Raw genomic sequence first — 20,626 nt, forward strand, 5'->3', positions numbered from 1 at the left:
GCGTGGCCGACCCGCGCAGTCACGGTGATCTCGCGTTGCAGGAACATGATCGGGCCACCGTTCGTGGGATGTGGCGGAGCTGCGGAAACTGTCGGGAGTCGACCAGGGGCGTGGCGGAGGCGAGCACTCGGGGGTAAGCGCTATCCAGAGCGGAATATCCGGTTTTTAACACTCCATTTACAGCCGAGTCAACAGTGGGTTCCTGATCTGGAACGGCCTCGGCCGAGATCGAACCCGGCCGCGGAACGGCCGCATCCAGCGGTTCCACCGCTCCCGACGGGCACGCAACGCGGCCGGAATCCGGGTTCGGGGCTGGTCACGGACCAGGAAAACGCTTACCCTCTCCCCTGTGACACTCCCTGACAGCTCCGAACGGACCGCCGAACCGCTCGACCGCCCCTCCGACCTCCGCCGGTTCGCCATCGTGGGCCTCGGCTCCCGGGCGCGGATGTACACCAGGGCCCTGGCCACGACGCACCGAGACTGCGGGAGGCTCGTCGCCTTCTGCGACACCAACCAGACCCGGATGCGCGCGCACAACGCGATCCTCTCCGACCTCGGCCACGACCCGGTGCCGGCGTACTCGGCCGACGCGTTCGCCGAGATGCTGCGCCGCGAGGACGTGCACGAGGTCGTGGTGAGCAGCGTCGACCACACGCACGCCCACTACATCAGCGCGGCCCTCGAGGCCGGCTGCGACGTCATCACCGAGAAGCCGATGACCGCCGACCTCGACGGCTGCCGGCAGATCCTGGACGCCCAGCGCCGCACCGGGCGCCGGGTCTCCGTGGCCTTCAACTACCGGTTCAACCCCGTGCACACCGCCCTGCGCGAGCAGCTGGCCTCCGGAGCGATCGGCGAGATCGGCTCGGTGCACTTCGAGTGGCTGCTCGACCTGCGGCACGGCGCCGACTACTTCCGGCGCTGGCACCGGGACAAGCGCAGCTCCGGTGGGCTGCTGGTGCACAAGTCCAGCCACCACTTCGACCTCGTCAACTGGTGGCTGGGGGCGGCGCCGACGAGCGTGTTCGCCTGGGGCGACCTGTTCTTCTACGGCGAGGCCAACGGCCGGCGCCGCAAGCTGGCGGCCGACTACCAGCGGGCGCACGGCGAGGCGGGCGCGGAGCACGACCCCTTCGCGCTGCACCTCGCCGACAGCCCCGACCTCGTGTCCCTCTACCTCGACGCCGAGCACGAGGACGGCTACCAGCGGGACCGCAACGTGTTCGGGCCCGACATCACGATCGAGGACGACATGTCGGTCCTCGTCCGCTACGACTCCGGCGCCAAACTCAGCTACCACCTCGCGGCGTACTCGCCCTGGGAGGGCTACCGGATCGCGTTCACCGGCAGCGAGGGCCGCCTGGAGCTCGACGTCGTGGAGAACCCGCACACCGAGCCGGGCCGCAGCGACCGCACGCCGGTGCGCGGGATGCCCGCGCCCAAGGAGAACACCACGGCGACCCTCACCCTGCGCCGGCACTGGGAGCCGCCCCGGGAGATCCCGGTCGCGGTGGGCGAGGGCTCGCACGGCGGCGGCGACGTGCGCATGCTCGACTCGCTGTTCGCCGGAGCGGCGGCCGGGGAGTCGCGGGCCGACCACGAGGACGGCGCGCACGCCCTGCTGACCGGCCTGGCGGCCAACGCCTCCATCGAGTCCGGTGCCCCGGTGGAGGTCGCCGGGCTGCTCGGCCGGTGAGCGGAGCGGACGGGAACCGCGGCGGGCCCGGCGCTGTCCAAGGGGGCATGACGCAACTGAACTGCCCCAAGTGCCCCGGCGGCCTCTCCCGGCGCGTGCTCGTGGGGGTGACCGTGGACCAGTGCGCGAAGTGCCGCGGGATCTTCCTGGACAGAGGCGAGCTGGAGCAGCTCCTGGAGGCCGAGCACCGGTGGACCCGGGGCCAGGACGGCGGCTACACCGGGGGCCGCCGCCGGCGGGAGGACGGCACGCAGTACGCCGAGGAGTCCGACCGCGACGCCTACCACGGCGAGCGGCGCCGGCGGCAGGCCGACTTCCTGGACGAGATCTTCGAGTAGGCCGTGCCGACGCCGGGGCGGCCGGGAACCGCTGGGTTCCCGGCCGCCCCGGCGTCGTCCGCGCGAGGTCAGGCCACCCGCACGGGGCGGGCGCCCTCCCGGTCGCGCCCCCAGGGCAGCAGGCGGTCGACGGCGAACCCGCCGCCGGTGAAGCCGAGCGCGAGGGAGGAGACGGCCAGCGCGAGCACGAGTTCGAACCCGCCCTCGCCGATCAGCGGCGTGCCGAAGTGCGCGAAGCCGTAGGCGGCGAGCATCTGCAGCGCGAGCACGGTCCCGGTGACCGGCAGCGCGAAGCCGACGAGCAGCAGGATCCCGCCACCGAACTCCACCACGATGGCGACGATCGCGGCCAGCTGGGGCAGCGGGATGCCCAGGGCGGCGAATCCGCCGGCCACCGCGTCGACGCCGGACCCGATCTTCTGCCAGCCGTGCGCGATGAAGATGACGCCGATGGCGATGCGCGCGATCAGCGTGGCGGTGTCCGCCAGTCGGTACTTCGTCGTCAGAGTCTGTCCAGCCATCTCTCTCTAGCCTTCTGCTCGTGTGCGCGGACCCGTGTCCTTCGGTTCGGTGCAGCGTCACCGGAGGCAGGCTCGGGCAGTTCGCGACCCGGACGGACCACGGAAGATCATCCAGAAAAAATCTTCCTCGGAAAGTGGATCGTATTACGTACCGAGCCGACACTGAACGTGACGATAGCCACAGGCGTTCGACCCGCCCTCAAGGCGCGCCACGCGTTGGCGTCCCGTGACCGCCGGGTTTTCGGTAGGCTCACCGGTACACGCGGCCCGGGGCCCGCCCGATGGGCGCTGGCCGCGGCTGGGCGACGCACTCACCCGGTCACCCGTGCCCGGTTCGCACGGCGTTCCGATACGGGCGGCGCCGACGGCGACCCGGGCGGCTCCTCCTACGCCGAGCGGAACCGCTGACACGCCCCGCCCCCGCCGCCCTCCCAGGGGCGCTCCGCCGCTCCTCACCCCGGACGCCGGTGGAGGCGCGGGACACGGCTCGCGACGCAGAGGTTCGGGTGTCCGGCAGAGGCGGACGACCGTTGTGAAGTCGGGCGATCCCTCGCCCGCTCTTTCGAACGCGTGTATGATTTTGGCGCCAGTACCCACACCGACTACCGAAGGGATGCCACTGCCGTGGTCACCGAGGTCTTCACGCGCAAGTATTGCGATCCGCACGCCGTCCGCGACGAGAGGGTCGAGGCGACCGAGGTCCTCCAGTTCGCCTGGGACGGCACCGTGCGCGAGGTGGACGCCTGCACCGAGTGCAAGAAGGAGTACGACGCGCAGTTCGAGCCGCTGGTCGACTACTCCCGCCCGGTGAAGAAGAAGCGCGCGACCAAGCCGAAGGCCGACGACAGCGCCGACAAGCCCGAGCCGGCCCCCGCCGCCGAGGGCGCGGAGCAGTCGGCCGACGCCTGACGCTCCCGCGGCGCCTGACCGGCGTCCGACCGTAGCGAACCGGCGTACGAGGGATCTCCGCCACGTGGCGACGGCGGACCGCGGGCGCCGGAACGACGAGGCGCCACACGCTGCCGCGGCACCTCTCAGAACTTCCGGAGCCCCGCCCTTCACACCCGGACGAACGGGCGTCGACCTCCGGTTCCGCACGGACGCGACCGAGTCACGCGGGCGAGCGCACATCACGGCCGGCGGCGGATCCTCCAGGATCCGCCGCCGGCCTTCGCCGTTCCCTCGCGCGACGTGGTTCCGGGTTCACCCGACCTAACGATGCCGCCGCGTGCCGGCGGCCGCGGCCGGAGCCGGTCGGACCGATTCCGGCCGCCGGCTCACCGCGTCGGCGCGGCGACCAGAAATACTCGCTGACCTGCACATACAGTGGGATTCTTCACATTACCTGGCCCTCGGCCGGCGACACGGCAGACGGCTCGGAACCCCTTACCAGGTAGGCATTCCGGACTTCGATCGCGATTTTGCAGCATCTCTCCTTCAAAGCGGACTTTAGGAAACCTTTCGGATGAGAGTATGCTCACGCGGCAATCGATCTTGTTCTACGGCCCCACAAGGGCCTGATAACGGGGGCTGGAGTCCGTCCTTGAGCATCTGGCGTACGAAAAGCATCGAACAATCAATCCGGGACACCGACGAACCAGGTCACCAGCTCCGCAAGGACCTCAGCGGTTTCGATCTGATCGTCTTCGGCATCGGCGTCATCATCGGAACCGGCATCTTCGTGGTGACCGGCCGGCAGGCCGCGGTCAACGCCGGCCCGGCGATCGTCCTGTCGTTCCTCATCGCCGGCCTGGTGTGCGCCCTCGCCGCCATGTGCTACGCCGAGTTCGCCTCCACGGTGCCGGTCGCCGGCAGCGCCTACACCTTCGGCTACGCCAGCCTGGGTGAGTTCGTCGCGTGGATCATCGGATGGGACCTGGTCCTGGAGTTCACCCTCGCCGCGTCGGTCGTGGCCGTGGGATGGTCGGGCTACGCCGGCGACCTCCTCGGGATACCCACATCAGTCTCCATAGCGGGCTGGCCGGTGAACTTCGGCGCGATGTTCATCGTCGCCGTGCTCGGCGTGCTCGGCACGCTGGGGACCAAGCTGTCCGGGCGGGTCTCGGCGGTCATCGTCGCGATCAAGGTCGGGATCGTCCTCTTCATCATCGTGGTCGGCGCCTTCTTCGTGAAGGCCGCCAACTGGGTGCCGTTCATCCCGCCGGCCGAGCCGCTGCCCAGTGAGAGCACCGCCATCGGGCACACCCCCCTCACCCAGGTGCTGCTCGGGCTGGAGCCGAGCGCCTTCGGCCTGTGGGGCGTGATCGCCGCCGCGTCGGTCGTGTTCTTCTCCTTCATCGGCTTCGACATCGTGGCCACGACGGCGGAGGAGACCCGCAACCCCAAGCGCGACATGCCCATCGGCATCTTCGGCTCGCTCATCATCACCACGGTGCTCTACATGGCGGTCGCCGCCGTGGTCACCGGCATGCGCCCCTACAGCGAGCTCGACTCCCCCGCACCGCTGGCCGAGGCGTTCCGCCAGGTCGGCGCGGACTGGGCGGGAACGCTCATCTCGCTCGGCGGCGTCATCGGCATCACCACCGTGATCCTGGTGCTCATGATGGGCCAGTCGCGGGTCGCGTTCGCGATGTCCCGGGACGGGCTGCTGCCCCGCGGGCTCTCCAAGACGCACCCGAGATTCGGTACCCCCTACATCATGACCATCGTGACCACGGTGACCGTCATGGTGCTCGCGGGCCTGGTGCCGATCGCCGCGCTGGAGGAGATGGTGAACATCGGGACGCTGTTCGCGTTCGTGGTGGTCTCCATCGGCGTCATCGTGCTGCGCAAGAAGCGCCCGGACCTGCCGCGCTCGTTCCGGGCGCCGCTCGTGCCGGTGCTGCCGATCATCGCGGCGGTCGCCTGCCTGTGGCTGATGCTCAACCTCACCGTGGACACCTGGATCCGGTTCGGCGTCTGGATGCTGCTCGGCGTGGTCATCTACTTCTGCTACGGGATGCGGCGCAGCCGGCTCGCCCGCGGCGAGCAGGAGGTGGCGCAGGCCGGCCCGTCGGCGCCCGGCACCGACTGAGCGGCCACGCGCTCGCTCCGTCCTTCGCATATCCCGTTTCCGGGGGGTGCCCCCGGCGCGGTACCCCGCGGGGCCGGCCCTTCCCGGGCCGGCCCCGCGCCGTCTGCCGGGCGCCGTCCCCGGGACGCCGTCACCGGGCCGCGGTCGGATCCGCCCACCGTGCGGCGCCCGTCCCGCTCCCGGGGGCGCCGACCTGGCCCAGCAGCGTCATCAGCCGGCCCGGCCGCCGCGAGGGCACCGTCCCGGCGACCGGGAGCCGGGCCTGCACGACGCCGCCGCGCGGCGGCCGGATCGTCGCCCCCACGCGGCGCATGACGTGCCGCATGGGGGCGTTCGCCGCCGCCATGTCGGCCCGCACCTCGGCGAGTCCCCAGTCGGCGGCGATGGCGGTCAGCACCCGCACCAAGGCGGTCCCGACTCCCACCCCCTGCCAGGAGTCCTCCACCAAGAGCGCGATCTCGCCGACCCCCGGATCCAGCGTGTACATCAGGTGGGCCAGCGCCACGGGCTCCCCGCCACGCGCCGGACGCGCGGCCAGGGTGAGCCCGCGTTCGGGGTCGCAGAACACGCCGAGCATGCGGGAGCTGAGCTCGGGCATGGCGGCGAAGTAGCGGCGGCGGGTCGTCTCGGGAGAGCAGCGGCGGTGCAGCCGCTGGATCGCGTCGGCGTCGGTGGTCCCCGCCCGCCAGACGAACAGCTCCGTGCCGCGGTGCGTGACCACCGCTCCTTCGGTGGGCGCCGGGCCGGTGGCCGGCAGCACCGAGCGGACCAGCGCGTCGGCCCGGGCGGACTCGGTCCAGGTGAAGGGCCGGTCGGCGCGCCGCAGCCGCACGGCACGCAGCGGTCCCACCGGCACCAGGAGCGTGCTCTCCGGCTCCTCCGGAAACTCGGCCGCCGGACGGGTGAGGTTGGTCCAGCGCGCCTCGTCGGCGAGCAGCAGCTCCTGCAGGGCGGCGGGCAGCCGGTTGGGTTCGGCGCGCAGCCGCGCGGTCAGCAGCAGCGCGCGGGTCGCCTCGTCGCCGACCTCGCGGGGCTGCGCGGGGGTAGCGAGCACCTCCCGCTCCGCAGCCGCTCGGACCTCCACCCGCTCCGCAGCCGCTCGGGCTGGACCCCGCTCCGCAGCCGCTCGGACCTCCACCCGCTCCGCAGCCGCTCGGGCTGAGGCGCCTCCGGACCCGCTGCGCGCGGCGAGTTCGCGCAGCAGCGGGCGGTGGTCGCCCGGCACGTCCACGATGAACTCGTCGACCACGCCGGCGACGTCGGCGTGGATGGACAGCCCGACGACATTGCCGCCGTGCCGGGCCACGGCGTCCACGATCCCGGCCAGCTGGCCCGGCCGGTCCTCGACCACGGTGCGGATGCGCCACAGGCTCATGTCGTCCTCTCCGGCCGTGCACGTCGTGGGGGCGGCCGCGGCTCACCGGGACGGGCGATGGGACGCGGGGCACGGCCCTCACCCGCCGCACGGCGTTCCGCGGTCCGCACGGCCTCGACCCCACAGTGCCGCCGGGACGTTTCCGGGAGGCTACAGCGGTGGGAATTCCGCCGCACTTCGCCGTTTCGGACCCGGCCGCCACCTCGAAAGGGGGCGGAGAGCGCTCCGGATCCGGCGTGGTGGGCCGCTCAGCGAGCCGGGTCGCCGCTGACGAGTTCGCCGTCCTGCCAGACGGCGGCGACCAGCGGGACACCGGGCCGGTAGGCGAGATAGACCGGGTCCGGCGCGTCGAGGAGCACGAGGTCGGCCCGGGCGCCGACACCGAGGTGGCCGACGTCGGTGCGCCGCAGCGCCCGCGCGCCGCCAGCGGTCGCCGCGTACAGCGCCTCGCGGGGGGTCATCCGCATCTCCCGGACCGCGAGCGCGATGCAGAACGCGACACTGGAGGTGAAGCACGAACCCGGGTTGCAGTCACTGGCCAGCGCCACGGGCACCGCGGCGTCCAGCAGCGCTCGGGCGTCCGGGTAGGGCTGGCGGGTGGCGAAGTCGACGCCGGGCAGCAGGGTCGCCACGGTGCCGGAGCCGTCCGACGCGGCGTCGGAGAGGGCGGCGACGTCAGCGGCGGTCAGGTGTGTGCAGTGGTCCACCGACGCCGCACCCACCTCGACCGCCAGGCGGACCCCCGGCCCGGTGCCGAGCTGGTTGCCGTGCACGCGCGCGGCCAGTCCCCGCTCGCGGCCCGCGAGCAGCACGCGACGGGATACCTCCTCGTCGAAGGCGCCGCGCTCGCAGAACACGTCGATCCAGCGGGCGTGCGGCGCGCAGGCGTCGAGCATCGGTCCGGTGACGAGGTCGACGTAGCCGGCCGGGTCGTCGGCGTACTCCGGCGGTACCACGTGCGCGCCCAGGAAGGTGACCTCCTCGGTGAGCCGGGCCGCGATCCGCAGCAGGCGCTCCTCGTCGGCGACAGTCAGCCCGTATCCCGACTTGATCTCGCACGTGGTGGTGCCTTGGGCGCGCGCCTCGCGGAGCAGCCGGACGGCGGTCGAGAGCAGGTCGGCGTCGGAGGCCGCCCGGGTGGCGGCGACCGTGCTGCGGATACCGCCGGCCTGGTAGGGGGCGCCGCTCATCCGCGCGGCGAACTCCGCGCCGCGGTCCCCGGCGAAGACGATATGGGTGTGGCTGTCCACGAACCCGGGGATGACGCACCGCCCGGCGGCGTCCACCCGGACGTCGGCAGCGGGCGCCGCCCCGGCCGGCCCGGCCCAGGCGACGCGGCCGTCGGCGACGACGATGGCGGCGTCGGTGATCTCTCCCAGCGGCCCGGCGCCGAGGTCGGGAGCGTTGGTGACCAGCACGCTGATCCCGTCGATGACGAGGGACCGCGGAGCGGTGGTCGTGGCGGTCATCGGATCTCCTCCGTGGTCACCCCGCGCTGCGGCGGGTACGGACATGGTGGTCCAGCGGTACGGGGCGGCCGCGTTCCAGCCGTGGACGGACCGCGCTCGCCGGGCCCGTCCGAGGGCCGGCCGCCCGCCTCGGCCAGCAGCCGAGTCGCGGCCGCAGGTCCGCTCGCCCTGGCGCCAGCGTGCTCATCCCGAGGTCAGGGCTCGAATCTCGGCGTCGAGCCGGGCCCCGGCGTCGGGGATCGCCTGGTGTCGGCCGTCACGGACGATCCAGCGGCCGTCGGCCATGACGTGCCGGACGTCGGCGGCCGTGGCGGCGGCCACGACGCCGTCGGCGGCCCGGGCCGGGTCGAGTCCGGCCAGGCGGACGCTGTCGAGGTCGAGGACGACGAGGTCGGCGCGGGCGCCGGGGGCGATGGCGCCCGCGTCCGGCCAGCCCAGGGCGGCGTGGCCGGGGCGGTGCAGGGCGCCCAGCAGGCGCCCGGCCGGGACGTGGCCGCGCCGGCCGGTGCGGAGCCGCTCGTGGGCCTCCACGCCCCGGGCTTCGGCGAACATGTCGATGGTGGAGTGGCCGTCGCTGCCGAGCACCAGCTCGGTGCCGTCGAGGAGGTCGAGGGGCGGGCAGCCGTCGGCGAGGTCGGCCTCGGTGGTGGGGCACAGGCAGACGCGGGCGGCGGCACCGGTGATGAGGGCGGCGTCCTCCGCGGTGAGGTGGGTGGCGTGCACGAGCGTGGGCCTGGCGCGCTCCAGCAGGCCGGCGTCGGCGAGGAGCTGGGCGGGAGTGCGGCCGTAGGCGGCCCGGCAGGCGGCGTTCTCGGCCGGCTGCTCGGAGAGGTGGACGTGGACCGGGCGCTCGTCCGGGCTGCGCACGGTGTCGGCGAGCCGCCGGATCGCGTCGGCGGGTACGGCGCGCACGGAGTGCACCGCGGCGCCGGTCCGCGCGTGGCCGCCGTGTGGCCGGAAGTCGGCGACGCGCCGCGCCCACGCGTCGACGTCGCCGTCACCGAACCTGAGCTGCGGTCCGGTGAGCGGCAGGTGGCGGCCGTCGGCCGCCAGCCCGCCGGAGAGGTAGCAGGTGTCCAGCAGGGTGATGCGGACGCCGGCGTCGGCCGCGGCCGCGACCAGGGCGGCGCCCATCGCGTTGCGGTCCTGGTAGGGCACGCCGCCGGGTCCGTGGTGCAGGTAGTGGAACTCCCCGACGCAGGTGATCCCGGCGAGGGCCATCTCGGCGTAGACCCCGCGGGCGAGCCGGCGGTAGGAGTCGGGATCGAGCCGGTCGGCCACCTGGTACATGCGGTCGCGCCAGGTCCAGAAGCTGCCGCCGCGCTCCCCGGTCCGCCCGCGCAGGGCCCGGTGGAAGGCGTGCGAGTGGGCGTTCGCCAGGCCGGGGATCGCCAGGCCGGGCAGCCGCTCGGCGCCGGGTGGCGGCTCGGCCGCCGCGCCCACCGCGGTGATCCGGCCGCCCGCGACCTCGACCACGGTCCCGGGCACCGCCGACGCCCCGTCACCCGTGAGCGCCCACGCGCACCAGTACCGCCGGGTTCCCGCCTCCACCCCGCCTGCCGGTTCCGTCACCCGTCGAACCCCTTCCACGTCGTCGCCGAACTCCGCTCGGCCGGCCATGGGGCGAGCGCCCTTTCGCCGAGCCCGGGCGTGCGGTGCACGGCCGCGCGGTCCCGGACCAGCGGGACGGCGCGGGTCGTCCTGGACGTCGGTGCCCTCAGCCGGCTCACCGGCGGCCCGCCCGCGCGTGTGCCGTGCCCCGCACCCGGTCACTCCGCCGCGAGCAGGTCGGCCAGCACGTCGGCCAGGGCGCGCACGCCGGTGTGGCAGTCGGCGGGTTCGGCGTACTCGTCCGGGGCGTGGGAGACGCCGCTGGGATTGCGCACGAACAGCATCGCGGTGGGGACCGCCGCGGCGAGGGTCCCCGCGTCGTGGCCGGCGCCGGTGGGCAGGACCGGGGCCGGACCGGCGGGGCCGCCGACCGTGGTGGCGACGCGGTCGCGCAGGTCGTCGCGGAAGTGGACGACCGGGCTGAACGACTCCTGGAAGCTCGCCGGGGACACTCCGTGGCGGCCGGCGGCACGGCGGGCGGTGGCGGTGATCGCGTCGACCACGGCCCGCAGGGTGCCCTCGTCGGGGGCCCGGGCGTCCAACCAGGCGCGGACCCGGGACGGGATGGCGTTGGTGCCGTTGGGATGCACCGCCACCTTTCCGATGGTGGCCACCGCGTCGTGGGCCTCGGCGGCCTCGCGTGCGGCGAGGACCGTCTCGGCGAACGGCAGCATGGGATCGTTGCGGTCGGCGAGCCGGGTGGTGCCGGCGTGGTCGGCCTGGCCGGTGAAGTCCAGCCGCCAGCGGCCGTGCGGCCAGACGGCGCTGGCCACGCCGAGGGCGCTGCCCCGGTGTACGAGGTGGCGCCCCTGCTCGATGTGCAGCTCCACGAAGACGCCGATGCGCTCCAGCGCCAGCGGGTCGGCGCCGATCCGCTCGGGGTCCAGGCCGGCCTCGGCCATGGCGCGGGCCCAGGTGACGCCGTCGGCGTCGGTGAGGCCGCGGGCGCGCTCGGGGGTGATCGCCCCGGTGAGCAGCCGGCTGCCCAGGCAGGCCACGCCGAAGCGGGCCCCCTCCTCCTCGACGAACACGGTGACGGCCAGCGGCCGGGCCGGGCGCACGCCGCGGGCGCGCAGTTCGTCGACGGCCGCCAGCGCGCTGACCACGCCCAGTGGCCCGTCGTAGGCACCGCCGTCGGGGACCGAGTCCAGGTGCGAGCCCGTGACGACCGCGTCCGGTCCCGGGTCGCCCCACCAGGCCCACATGTTGCCGTTGCGGTCGGTCTCGACGGTGAGACCGCGGTCCGCCGCGGCGGCCGCGAACCACGCACGCGCCTGCGTGTCGGCCGGGGTCCAGGAGAACCGGCGGTAGCCGCCTGTCGTCCGCTGCCGGCCCACCGGCGCGAGGGCGCCCCACAGCTCGTCGAAGGTGTCGCTCATCGGGATCTCCGTAGGTCGTCGTGCGGCTCGGGAGGGACCTCGGGCGCCGGCGTGCGGGCCTCCCCCGAAGTCTCTCCCGCCGCGACGCGGGCTGGAAGGCCGCCCGGCGGGGTGTCGCCGATGTTCCGGGGTGCGCTGTCCACAGGCCGCGGAATCGGGCGGCGCCGAGCGAGGCCGGGCCGGCATCCTCGGACCATGACCCTCCATGTCACCGGTGGTTCCCCGTCCCGGGCGGGGGCGGGGCGCCCGCGCCCGTCAGCGTCCGCGCATCGGGACCCGGATCCCGTGCCGCTCCGCCACCGCCTCCGCCTCCGGATACCCGGCGTCCACGTGGCGCAGCACCCCCGTCGCCGGGTCGTTGCTCAGCACCCGCTCCAGTTTCTGGGCGGCGAGCGCGCTGCCGTCGGCGACGCTGACCTGCCCGGCGTGGACCGAGCGGCCGATCCCCACCCCGCCCCCGTGGTGGATCGACACCCACGACGCACCCGACGCGGTGTTGACCAGGGCGTTGAGCAGCGGCCAGTCGGCCACGGCGTCCGAGCCGTCCTTCATGCCCTCGGTCTCGCGGTAGGGCGAGGCCACCGATCCGGTGTCCAGGTGGTCGCGGCCGATCGCCAGCGGCGCGCTGATGGTGCCGTCGGCCACCAGTTCGTTGAAGCGCAGGCCGGCCGCGGCGCGCTCGCCCTGCCCGAGCCAGCAGATCCGGGCCGGCAGCCCCTGGAACGCCACCCGCTCCCCCGCCATGCGGATCCAGCGGGCCAGCGGCTCGTTGTCGGGGAAGAGCTCCAGCACCGCGCGGTCGGTGGCGGCGATGTCCGCCGGGTCGCCGGAGAGCGCGGCCCAGCGGAACGGTCCCCGGCCCTCGCAGAACAGCGGGCGGATGTAGGCCGGGACGAACCCGGGGAAGTCGAAGGCGCGCCCGTAGCCGGCGGTGCGGGCCTCGCCGCGGATGGAGTTGCCGTAGTCGAACACCTCGGCGCCGGCGTCCATGAAGCCCACCATCGCCGCCACGTGGGCGGCCATGGACTCGCGCGCCCGCCGGGTGAACTCCTCGGGTTTGGCGGCCGCGTACTCCCGCCAGTCCTCGAAGGCGACCCCGGCCGGCAGGTAGGCCAGCGGGTCGTGCGCGGAGGTCTGGTCGGTCACGACGTCGATCGGCGCGGAGCGGCGCAGCAGCTCCGGCAGCACCTCGGCGGCGTTCCCGAGCACCCCCACCGAGAGGGGGCGCCGGGCGTCCCGGGCCGCCACGGCCAGCCGCAGCGCCTCGTCCAGGTTGTCGGCCCGCACGTCGAGGTAGCGGGTGTCCAGCCGGCGGCGGATGCGGCTGTCGTCGGCCTCGACCACGATGGCCACCCCGCCGTTCATGGTCACGGCCAGCGGCTGCGCGCCGCCCATCCCGCCCAGGCCGGCGGTGAGCGTGATCGTGCCGGCGAGGGTGCCGCCGAACCGCTTGGCCGCGACCGCCGCGAAGGTCTCGTACGTACCCTGCAGGATGCCCTGGGTGCCGATGTAGATCCAGGAGCCGGCCGTCATCTGCCCGTACATCGTGAGGCCGAGGGCGTCGAGGCGCCGGAACTCCGGCCAGGTCGCCCAGTCCGGTACCAGGTTGGCGTTGGCGATGAGCACCCGCGGGGCCCACTCGTGGGTGCGCAGGATGCCCACCGGCCGGCCCGACTGGACGAGCAGCGTCTCGTCGCCCGCGAGGTCCCGCAGCGAGGCGGTGATCCGGTCGAAACTGGCCCAGTCCCGCGCGGCCCGGCCCGTTCCGCCGTAGACGACCAGCTCGTCGGGGTGCTCGGCCACCTCGGGGTCGAGGTTGTTGTGCAGCATCCGCAGTGCTGCCTCCTGCGGCCAGCCGCGGGCGGTGAGCCGGGTACCCCGGGCGGCGCGGACCGGGCGCGGGCCGGCGGTGGGCGTCGTCGTCATGAGCGGGTCTCCCTCGGGTCAGCGGAGCGGGGTGACGGATTCGGCCGCGCCGCACACGGCGCCGTCGCCGATGAGCTCGGCGGCGGCCGCGATCTCGGGCGCGAGGTGGCGGTCGGGGCCGGGGCCCGGCACCCGCTGCCGCAGCGCGGCCACCACCGCGGCGGTCGCCGGCGCGGGCCGCAGCGGGGCGCGCAGGTCAAGGGCACGGGCGGCGGTGACCAGCTCGATCGCCAGGACGCGGGTCAGCCCGTCCAGGGCGCGCCGCAGTTTGCGGGCCGCCGACCAGCCCATGGACACGTGGTCCTCCTGCATCGCCGAACTCGGGATGGTGTCGACGCTGGCCGGGGCGGCCAGCCGCTTCAGCTCCGAGACGATGGCGGCCTGGGTGTACTGCGCGATCATGTGCCCGGAGTCCACACCCGGGTCGTCGGCGAGGAACGCGGGCAGGCCGTGCGAGCGGGCCACGTCGAGCATCCGGTCGGTGCGCCGTTCGGCCATGGCGGCCACGTCGGCCACCGCGATCGCCAGGAAGTCGAGCACGTAGCCCACCGGCGCGCCGTGGAAGTTGCCGTTGGACTCCACCCGGCCGTCGTCGAGCACCACGGGGTTGTCGATCGTCGCCGCCAGTTCGCGGTCGGCGACCGTCTCGGCGTGCGCGAGCGTGTCGCGGGCCGCGCCCGCCACCTGCGGCGCGCACCGCAGCGAGTAGGCGTCCTGCACCCGGGTGCAGTCCGGGCCGCGGTGCGAGGCGACGATCGCGGAGTCGGCGAGCAGTGCCCGCATGTTCGCGGCGGCGACCGCCTGACCGGGGTGCGGGCGCAGCCGCTGCAGGTCGGCGGCGAAGACCCGGTCGGTGCCGAGCAGCGCCTCCACGCTCATGGCCGCGGTGATGTCGGCGACCCGGAGCAGTCCGCGCAGGTCGCGGCAGGCCAGCAGCAGCATCCCGAGCATGCCGTCGGTGCCGTTGATGAGCGCCAGCCCCTCCTTGGCGGCGAGCCGTACCGGCCGCAGCCCGGCGCCGCGCAGCGCGTCGGCGGCGGCGCGCCGTTCGCCGTCGGCGGTGTCGACCTCTCCCTCGCCGGTCAGCGCGAGCGCGACGTGGGCGAGCGGAGCGAGGTCGCCGGAGCAGCCGAGGCTGCCGTACTCGTGCACCACCGGCGTGATCCCGGCGTTCAGCAGCCCCGCGAGCGCGTCCGCGGTCTCGGGCCGCACACCGGTGTGCCCGGTGGCGAGGGTGCGCAGCCGCAGCAGCATGAGCGCCCGCACCACCTCCCGCTCGACCTCGGGCCCGGTCCCGGCGGCGTGCGAGCGGATCAGCGAGCTCTGCAGCCGCTCGCGCAGCTCCGGGGCGATGTGCCGGGTGGCCAGCGCGCCGAATCCGGTGCTCACCCCGTAGGCGGGGGTCTCCCCCGCCGCCAGCTCCTCCACCCGGGCCCGGCCGTCGATGAGCGCCTTGCGGGCGTCGTCGGTGATCCGGACGGCCGCCCCGTGGCGGGCGACGGCGATGACGTCATCGGCGGTCAGCGGCTGCGGGCCGACCTCGATCTCGACTGCGGTGGACATACCACCTATTGGACGCCTCAGCGCCCGTTTTCGGGAGCACCCACGCCCCATTCGTGTCCGAGATACCAGACGACGCACGGGTCACATCATCGAACCAGCCGAATATCGCAGCGTACTCCAGGAGCCACCGCCAACCGAGCGTCCGACGTGACCAGCGGGCACTCCCGTGCCTCCGCGACGGCCACGTACGCGGCGTCGTAGGCGGTGAGATGGTGCCGCAGCTCCCAGACCCGGTCAGCGAGCGGACCGTCGATCGGGATATCAGCGACCACCTGGGCCGCGTCGATCTTGCGGACCCATTCCGCCTGCTCAACGGTTGCCTTGCCCGCCCTGACAAGTCCCCGCAACGCATGCATCACTTCGAGCGGCTGGTGGATGGGCGCGTACCACTCCGTATCCGCCCCAGAACGCGCCGCGCGGTCCGCGAGCTGTGTCCGCTGGACAGGTAGACGTCGATCAGAACGGACGTGTCAACGATGATCACGCGACATCATCCTTGCGATGGGAAGTCCGAATCCGACACCCCACGCGCCTCACGGACCGCAGCCAGAATGTCATCCAGACTGACGTTGGCGCCAGGGGCTGGTGTCTGGGCGAGGATTTCCAAGTTCCTGGCGAAGCGCGCCTCGCGCTCCAGCACCCCGAGCAGGTACGCCTGGAGTGAGTGCCCCGCCCGCTTGGCGGCGGCAGCCAGCTCGTCTCTGACCTCCTCGGGAACGTTCTTCACCTGGATCGATGTCACCATGACGCCAAACTAGCGCCAGAACGCCTCCAGCATGGGAGACTCAACGATCCCGTCCGCTGCGAGGAGCCAACAATCCCCGCGCCAGCAGCCGCTGGTTGGCCGCGCTGCGGTCGTGCAGCACCTCCGGGGCGAAGACGGGCTGGTCGAGAGTGTGCCGCATGACGGGTTCCAGCAGCATCGGCCCCAGGATGAGGAAGAGCACCTGGTAGGGCGCCCAGAGGCGGTCGGACTCCGCCTCCGGGCCGGGCTCCGCCCCGGCACCGGGGCGGAGCTGGTCGAGCCGGACGCGGGCTCCGTCGAGCAGGCGCCGGAAGAGTTCGCCGCTGGCCGCACTCCCCTCCAGCAGGGCGCGGCGCAGGTAGTCGCGGCGCAGCTCGTCGGCGCCGAACAGCCGGGCCGTCACCGTGCCGAAGGCGGCCATGAGGCCGTCGCCGTCGGCCGGGGCGTCGAGGTCGGCGAGGATCCGGTCGAAAGTGTCGAGGACGTCCTCGTCCACGGCCCGCCGCAGGCCCTCCTTGGACCCGAAGTGGTGGCGGAGCAGGGCGTGGGAGACCCCGGCCTCCGCCGCGATGGCGCGGGTCGACGCGGCCTCGAACCCGCGCTCGGCGAACAGGCGGAGCGCCGCCATCCGCAGGCGGGCGCGCGCGGTGAGGTCCGGGGACGTCGTCTCGCTCATGGCCGTCAACCTACCGCGCCACCGCGCCGCGCTGCGGACGGCTACAGCAGGCGTCGGAGCACCGGGGTGCGCCGCACGCACCAGGCGAGCGCGAAGCTCAGCAGCACACCCGTCACCGACACGACGCCGAACGCGAGCAGCGGACCGGTGCCGGCGTCCGTCATCGCGTACTGCAGGGCCACCACCACCGGCACGTGCAGCACGTAGACCGTGAACGTGGCCGGCGCCAGGGCGCGGACCAGGCGGCTGGGCCGGTCGGCCCACTCCCGGAACACCACCAGCAGCCCGATGGACAGCGCGGTGCAGATGAGCGTCTCGACCGTGGACCAGAGCAGCGACCGCACGTCCCATCCGCCCATCGCGTAGACGTCGTCGAACCACCCGCCGCCCGCGAAGTGCGCTCCGGCCAGGACGATCCCCACGCCGAGCCAGGCGTAGCCGGCCCGGGTCGGCAGCGCCGCCAGCCAGCCGCGGCGGTAGGCGGCCAGGCCGACGACGAAGAAGGCCGCGTACTGGGCGAGGTCGGCCGGCTCCGTCTGGATGAACTCCAGCATCGGCACCCACTGGTCCACCGGGTACCAGACCCGCAGCAGGAACGTCGCACCAGAGACGGCGAGGACGAACAGCACGATCGCGAGGGTCCCCGGGGCCGCTCCGTGCGGCCGCGCGGACGCGGGCGGCGTCGTGCGCCGTGCGGTGATCCAGCGCCAGGCCGCGTACAGCAGCGCGTAGCAGAGCAGGTGCTGGAGGAACCACAGGTGCCCGAACTGGCGGTCCGGCCAGATGGGACCGGACCAGCCGGCCGGCTCGTCGCCCATGCCGAGGTAGACGTCGAGGTAGTAGGCACCGAACCCGATGGGTCCGTGGTCCCGGAAGTTCAGGTAATAGGCGTACATCAGCACCGGGATGAGCACGAAGAACCCGATGAGGATGGGCGGCCCGAACCGCCGGAAGCGCTCGGCGAGGAACCGGGCGCCGCCCTTGCGGTCGTAGGCGTGCGGGAGCAGGTACGCCGACACGAGGAAGAACAGGCTCATCCGGAACGCGCCGCTGATGGCCGCGAAGGTCGAGATGAGCGCGGAGCGGTCCCCCCCCTCCACGTACCACCAGTCGGCGGGCCCGTACGGCTGGCCGGCGTGGTGCGCCACGACGAGCACGATCAGCAGCAGGCGGAGGTTGTCGAGGTAGTACAGCCGGCGGCGGTCGTCGGCGCCCGGCCCGGTCGGCGGCACTTCCGGCTCGACCGTAGGCCGATGTTGTCCAGATGGATTGTTTCCTGTCCACATGGATAGCCATTCTAGGGCTGCGTTCCCGGCCCCGGAGCCAGCCGCCGCACAGCGGGGCGGCGGGCGGTGTGAGCGGAGCTTTCCGCGCCTGTTACCAGGCGTTGAAGACCAGGAAACCGCCGATGCGTCACTCTGGGTGACGACCGAACGACCGATCCGCTCCGCGCGAGGTGCCCCATGACCGAGACCACGACGATCTACGACCGCATCGGCGGCTACGAGGCCATCGCCGCCGTGGTGGACGACTTCTACGTGCGGGTGCTCGCCGACCCGGAGCTGGCCGGGTTCTTCAGCGGGACGAGCATGCCCAGGCTGAAGGGGCGGCAGACGGAGTTCTTCTCCGCGGCGCTCGGCGGACCGGTGGCCTACACCGGCGCGACGATGAAGGACGTGCACGCCGGGCGGGGTATCGAGCAGCGGCACTTCGACCTGGTGGCCGGGCACCTGAGCGCGGCGCTGGCCGCCGCCGGCGTCCCCGAGGAGACGGTCGGCGAGATCATCGCGCTCATCGCCCCGCTCTCCGAGGACATCGTCTCGCGGTCGCTGTCGGCGTAGCGCGCCCACGGGCGCCGTCCGCGGCCCACCGCACCAGGACCGCCGGCGGACATGCGAAGGGGGCGCCCCACCTCCCCCAACGGGCGGGGCGCCCCCTCGGCGCGTGGGACGGACACGCGCCTATCCAGAAAGGTCCTCGGTGCGGCCGGCGGCGACCCCGTTCAGCCACTCCTTCGCGCTATTCAACACTGCCGGCGCAAGCCCGTGCCCGCCGGGGTGCGTTTGCATCTGCACGTGCGCGCCGAATCCGGCCAGTTGGCGCGCGAGCAGCTCCGCCTGGTCCAGGGGCGTGACCAGGTCCCGCACCCCCGCACCGATGAACACGTCGGTCCCGGTCAGGTCGACCGGCTCCGGCTCCTCGTCCTGGAGCGGCGCCGCGGCCGCGAACAGCGCCGCCGCCCGCAGCAGCCCGGGACGGAGCAGCAGCAGCGCCGCGGCGATGTTCGCCCCGTTGGAGAATCCGACGGCCACGACCCGGCCCGGATCGAAACCGCGCTCCGCCGCCGCGGACTCCACGAAGTCGGCGAGTTCGTGCGCCCGGCGGCGGACGTCAGCGACGTCGAAGACCCCCTCGCGCAGCCGGCGGAACCACCGGTTGGCGCCGTTCTCGTCCACCCGGCCGCGCGGGGAGAGCAGCGCCGCTCCGGGAGCGAGCGCCGCGCCGAGCCCGAGCAGGTCGTGCTCGTCGGCACCGGTACCGTGCAGCAGGAGCAGGGTCGGGGCCCCGGGGCGGGACGGCGGGGTGTAGACGTGCGCGAACCCTCCGCCGGTCACGCCGCGCCGCCCGGGCCGAAGCTGACGGCCGGCAGCGCCTTCTCGATCTGCTCCCGGTTCGGCTCCAGCCACGGGGGCAGCCGCAGCCGGCGTCCCAGCTCCAGCAGCGGCTCGTCGTAGTCGAATCCGGGGCCGTCGGTGGCGATCTCCAGCAGCACCCCGCCGGGCTCGCGGAAGTAGATCGAGGTGAAGTAGCTGCGGTCGCGCACCTCGGTGACCCCCACCCCCTGGTCGAGCAGCGCCTGCCGCCAGGCGAGCTGGGCCGCGGCGTCCGGTGCCCGGTAGGCGACATGGTGCACGGTGCCCGCCGCCACGTGTCCCCGCGGCGCGTGCGGATCGGCCACGACGTCCACGACGGTGCCTACGCCGGCCGCCGCGTCGGCGGTGTGGAACCGCAGCCGGTCGCCGTCCTCGGCGGCCAGCCGGAAGCCCAGCTGCTCCGTGAGCATCTCCGCGGTGCGCTCGTGCCGGTGCTCGGTGAGCGTCACGGCCCGGATGCCGCGGATCGCGTGCTCGGCCGGCACCGCTGCGCCGTCCCAGGGATCGGTGTCGTGGAAGTCCGTGCTCGCGACGAGCTCGATGACCAGGCCGTCGGGGTCGCGCAGGGAGAGCACGTCCTCCTCGATCCGCTCGTCCGGCCGGCTCACCTCCACGCCGCGTGCGCTGAGGTGGTCGTGCCACCAGCCGATGGACCCCTCGGGCACCGAGAAGGAGGTGGTGGTCGCCTGCCCGGAGCCGTGCCGCCCGCGCGGCGCGCCCGGCCACGGGAAGAACGTCATGATCGTGCCCGGGTTGCCGGCCCGGTCCCCGTAGTAGAGGTGGTAGGTGTCCGGGGCGTCGAAGTTGACCGTCTGCTTGACGAGCCGCATGCCGAGCGCGTTGAGGTAGAAGTCGGCGTTGGACTGCGGATCGCCGGCGATCGCCGTCACGTGGTGGATCCCCGCAGGTCGGACGCTCATCCGTTCATCCCTTCTCACCGGTGGGGTGTCGTGCCCACCCTACCCGGAGGTTGAAGTTTAAACTAATTTCGGTACCAGGGTGCGCAAGCGGGGAGAATCGACTCATGAGTCACGTGCCCGCCGCCACCCGCGCCCTGCGGCTGCTGCGCCATCTCGCTGCCCAGCCCGGCCCGGTGTCGGCCACGGCGCTCGCCCGCGGCCTGGACATGCCGCGGTCCAGCGTCTACCAGCTGCTGGAGGCCATGGCCGAGGAGGGGTTCGTCACGCACGTCCCCGAGGAGGCGCGCTGGGGCCTCGGGGTGGCGGCCTTCGAGATCGGCTCCGCCTACCTGCGGCACGGCCCGCTGGAGCGGCTCGCCCGGCCGCTGCTCGTCCGGCTGGCCGAGCAGACCGGCGCGACGGCGCACCTGGGCGTGCTGCACGGATCCGACACGCTCTACCTGCTGAAGGAGCAGCCAGCCGACTCGCCGACCCTCGTCACCGCCGTGGGCGTGCGGCTCCCGGCGCACCTGACCGCGTCCGGCCGGGCGATGCTGGCCCGGCTGCCGCGGGCCCAGGTACGCGCCCTCTACCCGCACCCCGACAGCTTCGTGACGCGGACCGGCCGGGGACCGGCCGGTCCGCGGGAACTGCGCGAGCTCCTCGACGTGGAGCGCCGCCAGGGCTGGGCGAGTGAGGAGCAGCAGGTGGCGGAGGGCTTCACCTCGGTCGCCGCG

General features: G+C 73.7%; 19 protein-coding genes. 6 read left to right on the forward strand and 13 right to left on the reverse strand.

What is annotated here, in order from left to right; translation table 11 throughout:
- Positions 1-448: 448 nt before the first annotated feature.
- Both DEF28_RS06980 and DEF28_RS06985 read left to right on the forward strand, forming a co-directional pair.
- Entirely contained in the window at positions 449-1,699 is a 1,251-nt protein-coding gene (locus DEF28_RS06980; RefSeq protein ID WP_114397093.1) for a Gfo/Idh/MocA family protein, read from the forward strand.
- Positions 1,700-1,746: 47 nt separating this feature from the next.
- Positions 1,747-2,037, forward strand: coding sequence for a TFIIB-type zinc ribbon-containing protein (locus tag DEF28_RS06985; RefSeq protein ID WP_114397078.1), 291 nt, complete (start codon positions 1,747-1,749; stop codon positions 2,035-2,037).
- Positions 2,038-2,105: 68 nt separating this feature from the next.
- On the opposite strand, the gene DEF28_RS06990 is transcribed toward DEF28_RS06985, so the two are convergent.
- Entirely contained in the window at positions 2,106-2,558 is a 453-nt protein-coding gene (locus DEF28_RS06990; RefSeq protein WP_114397077.1) for a DoxX family protein, read from the reverse strand.
- Positions 2,559-3,182: 624 nt separating this feature from the next.
- Here DEF28_RS06990 and DEF28_RS06995 point away from each other — a divergent pair.
- Complete coding sequence (locus DEF28_RS06995; RefSeq protein WP_114397076.1) at positions 3,183-3,467, forward strand: hypothetical protein; 285 nt, start codon at positions 3,183-3,185, stop codon at positions 3,465-3,467.
- Positions 3,468-4,101: 634 nt separating this feature from the next.
- Entirely contained in the window at positions 4,102-5,592 is a 1,491-nt protein-coding gene (locus tag DEF28_RS07000) for an amino acid permease (protein ID WP_114397075.1), read from the forward strand.
- A gap of 130 nt (positions 5,593-5,722) precedes the next feature.
- Here the strand turns inward: DEF28_RS07000 and DEF28_RS07005 are convergent, their stop codons facing one another.
- The 10 genes from DEF28_RS07005 to DEF28_RS07050 all read right to left on the reverse strand — a co-directional run bounded on the left by DEF28_RS07005 (position 5,723) and on the right by DEF28_RS07050 (position 17,568).
- On the reverse strand, positions 5,723-6,967 hold the full coding sequence (locus DEF28_RS07005; RefSeq protein ID WP_114397074.1) for a GNAT family N-acetyltransferase: 1,245 nt from the start codon (positions 6,965-6,967) through the stop codon (positions 5,723-5,725).
- A 248-nt stretch (positions 6,968-7,215) separates the two neighbouring features.
- Positions 7,216-8,436 (reverse strand): imidazolonepropionase, encoded by a 1,221-nt coding sequence (gene hutI, locus DEF28_RS07010; protein ID WP_114397073.1) that lies wholly within the window; start codon positions 8,434-8,436, stop codon positions 7,216-7,218.
- 183 nt (positions 8,437-8,619) lie between these two features.
- Positions 8,620-10,008, reverse strand: coding sequence for a formimidoylglutamate deiminase (locus DEF28_RS07015; protein WP_374058085.1), 1,389 nt, complete (start codon positions 10,006-10,008; stop codon positions 8,620-8,622).
- 197 nt (positions 10,009-10,205) lie between these two features.
- Entirely contained in the window at positions 10,206-11,426 is a 1,221-nt protein-coding gene (locus DEF28_RS07020) for an allantoate amidohydrolase (RefSeq protein ID WP_114397071.1), read from the reverse strand.
- Positions 11,427-11,681: 255 nt separating this feature from the next.
- The gene (gene hutU / locus DEF28_RS07025; protein WP_114397070.1) at positions 11,682-13,352 is read right to left on the reverse strand and encodes a urocanate hydratase; all 1,671 of its coding nucleotides are present in this window, start codon (positions 13,350-13,352) and stop codon (positions 11,682-11,684) included.
- A gap of 18 nt (positions 13,353-13,370) precedes the next feature.
- Positions 13,371-14,915: a histidine ammonia-lyase gene (gene hutH, locus DEF28_RS07030; RefSeq protein ID WP_114397069.1), complete on the reverse strand. Its 1,545-nt coding sequence runs from the start codon at positions 14,913-14,915 to the stop codon at positions 13,371-13,373.
- Positions 14,916-15,001: 86 nt separating this feature from the next.
- Positions 15,002-15,271: a PIN domain-containing protein gene (locus tag DEF28_RS07035; protein WP_233515142.1), complete on the reverse strand. Its 270-nt coding sequence runs from the start codon at positions 15,269-15,271 to the stop codon at positions 15,002-15,004.
- A gap of 134 nt (positions 15,272-15,405) precedes the next feature.
- Positions 15,406-15,657 carry a FitA-like ribbon-helix-helix domain-containing protein gene (locus tag DEF28_RS07040; protein WP_114397092.1) on the reverse strand — a complete coding sequence of 84 codons (252 nt, stop codon included), beginning with the start codon at positions 15,655-15,657 and terminating at the stop codon, positions 15,406-15,408.
- Between the two features lie 43 nt (positions 15,658-15,700).
- Positions 15,701-16,336, reverse strand: a complete 636-nt coding sequence (locus DEF28_RS07045) for a TetR/AcrR family transcriptional regulator (protein ID WP_114397068.1) — start codon at positions 16,334-16,336, stop codon at positions 15,701-15,703.
- Between the two features lie 41 nt (positions 16,337-16,377).
- On the reverse strand, positions 16,378-17,568 hold the full coding sequence (locus DEF28_RS07050) for an acyltransferase family protein (protein ID WP_199493166.1): 1,191 nt from the start codon (positions 17,566-17,568) through the stop codon (positions 16,378-16,380).
- Positions 17,569-17,799: 231 nt separating this feature from the next.
- Here DEF28_RS07050 and DEF28_RS07055 point away from each other — a divergent pair, with 231 nt between their 5' ends.
- Entirely contained in the window at positions 17,800-18,177 is a 378-nt protein-coding gene (locus tag DEF28_RS07055) for a group I truncated hemoglobin (protein WP_114397066.1), read from the forward strand.
- A gap of 120 nt (positions 18,178-18,297) precedes the next feature.
- Here the strand turns inward: DEF28_RS07055 and DEF28_RS07060 are convergent, their stop codons facing one another.
- Both DEF28_RS07060 and DEF28_RS07065 read right to left on the reverse strand, forming a co-directional pair.
- Positions 18,298-18,951, reverse strand: coding sequence for an alpha/beta hydrolase (locus DEF28_RS07060; RefSeq protein ID WP_114397065.1), 654 nt, complete (start codon positions 18,949-18,951; stop codon positions 18,298-18,300).
- Entirely contained in the window at positions 18,948-19,910 is a 963-nt protein-coding gene (locus tag DEF28_RS07065; protein WP_114397064.1) for a ring-cleaving dioxygenase, read from the reverse strand. Before DEF28_RS07065 ends, DEF28_RS07060 begins: the two co-directional genes overlap by 4 nt.
- A 104-nt stretch (positions 19,911-20,014) precedes the next feature.
- Between DEF28_RS07065 and DEF28_RS07070 the strand changes: the two genes are divergently transcribed.
- Positions 20,015-20,626: IclR family transcriptional regulator (locus tag DEF28_RS07070; RefSeq protein ID WP_147281053.1), on the forward strand; the 612-nt coding region annotated here is incomplete at its 3' end.

Source organism: Marinitenerispora sediminis (genome assembly GCF_003336425.1).
GTDB lineage: Bacteria > Actinomycetota > Actinomycetes > Streptosporangiales > Streptosporangiaceae > Marinitenerispora > Marinitenerispora sediminis.

Excerpts from the sequence above, each read along its gene's own strand:
- DEF28_RS06980 (WP_114397093.1), top strand. The coding sequence starts at position 449 with ATGTACACCAGGGCCCTGGCCACGACGCACCGAGACTGCGGGAGGCTC.
- DEF28_RS06985 (WP_114397078.1), top strand. The coding sequence starts at position 1,747 with ATGACGCAACTGAACTGCCCCAAGTGCCCCGGCGGCCTCTCCCGGCGC.
- DEF28_RS06990 (WP_114397077.1), bottom strand. The coding sequence starts at position 2,558 with ATGGCTGGACAGACTCTGACGACGAAGTACCGACTGGCGGACACCGCC.
- DEF28_RS07005 (WP_114397074.1), bottom strand. The coding sequence starts at position 6,967 with ATGAGCCTGTGGCGCATCCGCACCGTGGTCGAGGACCGGCCGGGCCAG.
- hutI (WP_114397073.1), bottom strand. The coding sequence starts at position 8,436 with ATGACCGCCACGACCACCGCTCCGCGGTCCCTCGTCATCGACGGGATC.
- DEF28_RS07020 (WP_114397071.1), bottom strand. The coding sequence starts at position 11,426 with ATGAGCGACACCTTCGACGAGCTGTGGGGCGCCCTCGCGCCGGTGGGC.
- hutU (WP_114397070.1), bottom strand. The coding sequence starts at position 13,352 with ATGACGACGACGCCCACCGCCGGCCCGCGCCCGGTCCGCGCCGCCCGG.
- hutH (WP_114397069.1), bottom strand. The coding sequence starts at position 14,915 with ATGTCCACCGCAGTCGAGATCGAGGTCGGCCCGCAGCCGCTGACCGCC.
- DEF28_RS07035 (WP_233515142.1), bottom strand. The coding sequence starts at position 15,271 with ATGCATGCGTTGCGGGGACTTGTCAGGGCGGGCAAGGCAACCGTTGAG.
- DEF28_RS07045 (WP_114397068.1), bottom strand. The coding sequence starts at position 16,336 with ATGAGCGAGACGACGTCCCCGGACCTCACCGCGCGCGCCCGCCTGCGG.
- DEF28_RS07055 (WP_114397066.1), top strand. The coding sequence starts at position 17,800 with ATGACCGAGACCACGACGATCTACGACCGCATCGGCGGCTACGAGGCC.
- DEF28_RS07065 (WP_114397064.1), bottom strand. The coding sequence starts at position 19,910 with ATGAGCGTCCGACCTGCGGGGATCCACCACGTGACGGCGATCGCCGGC.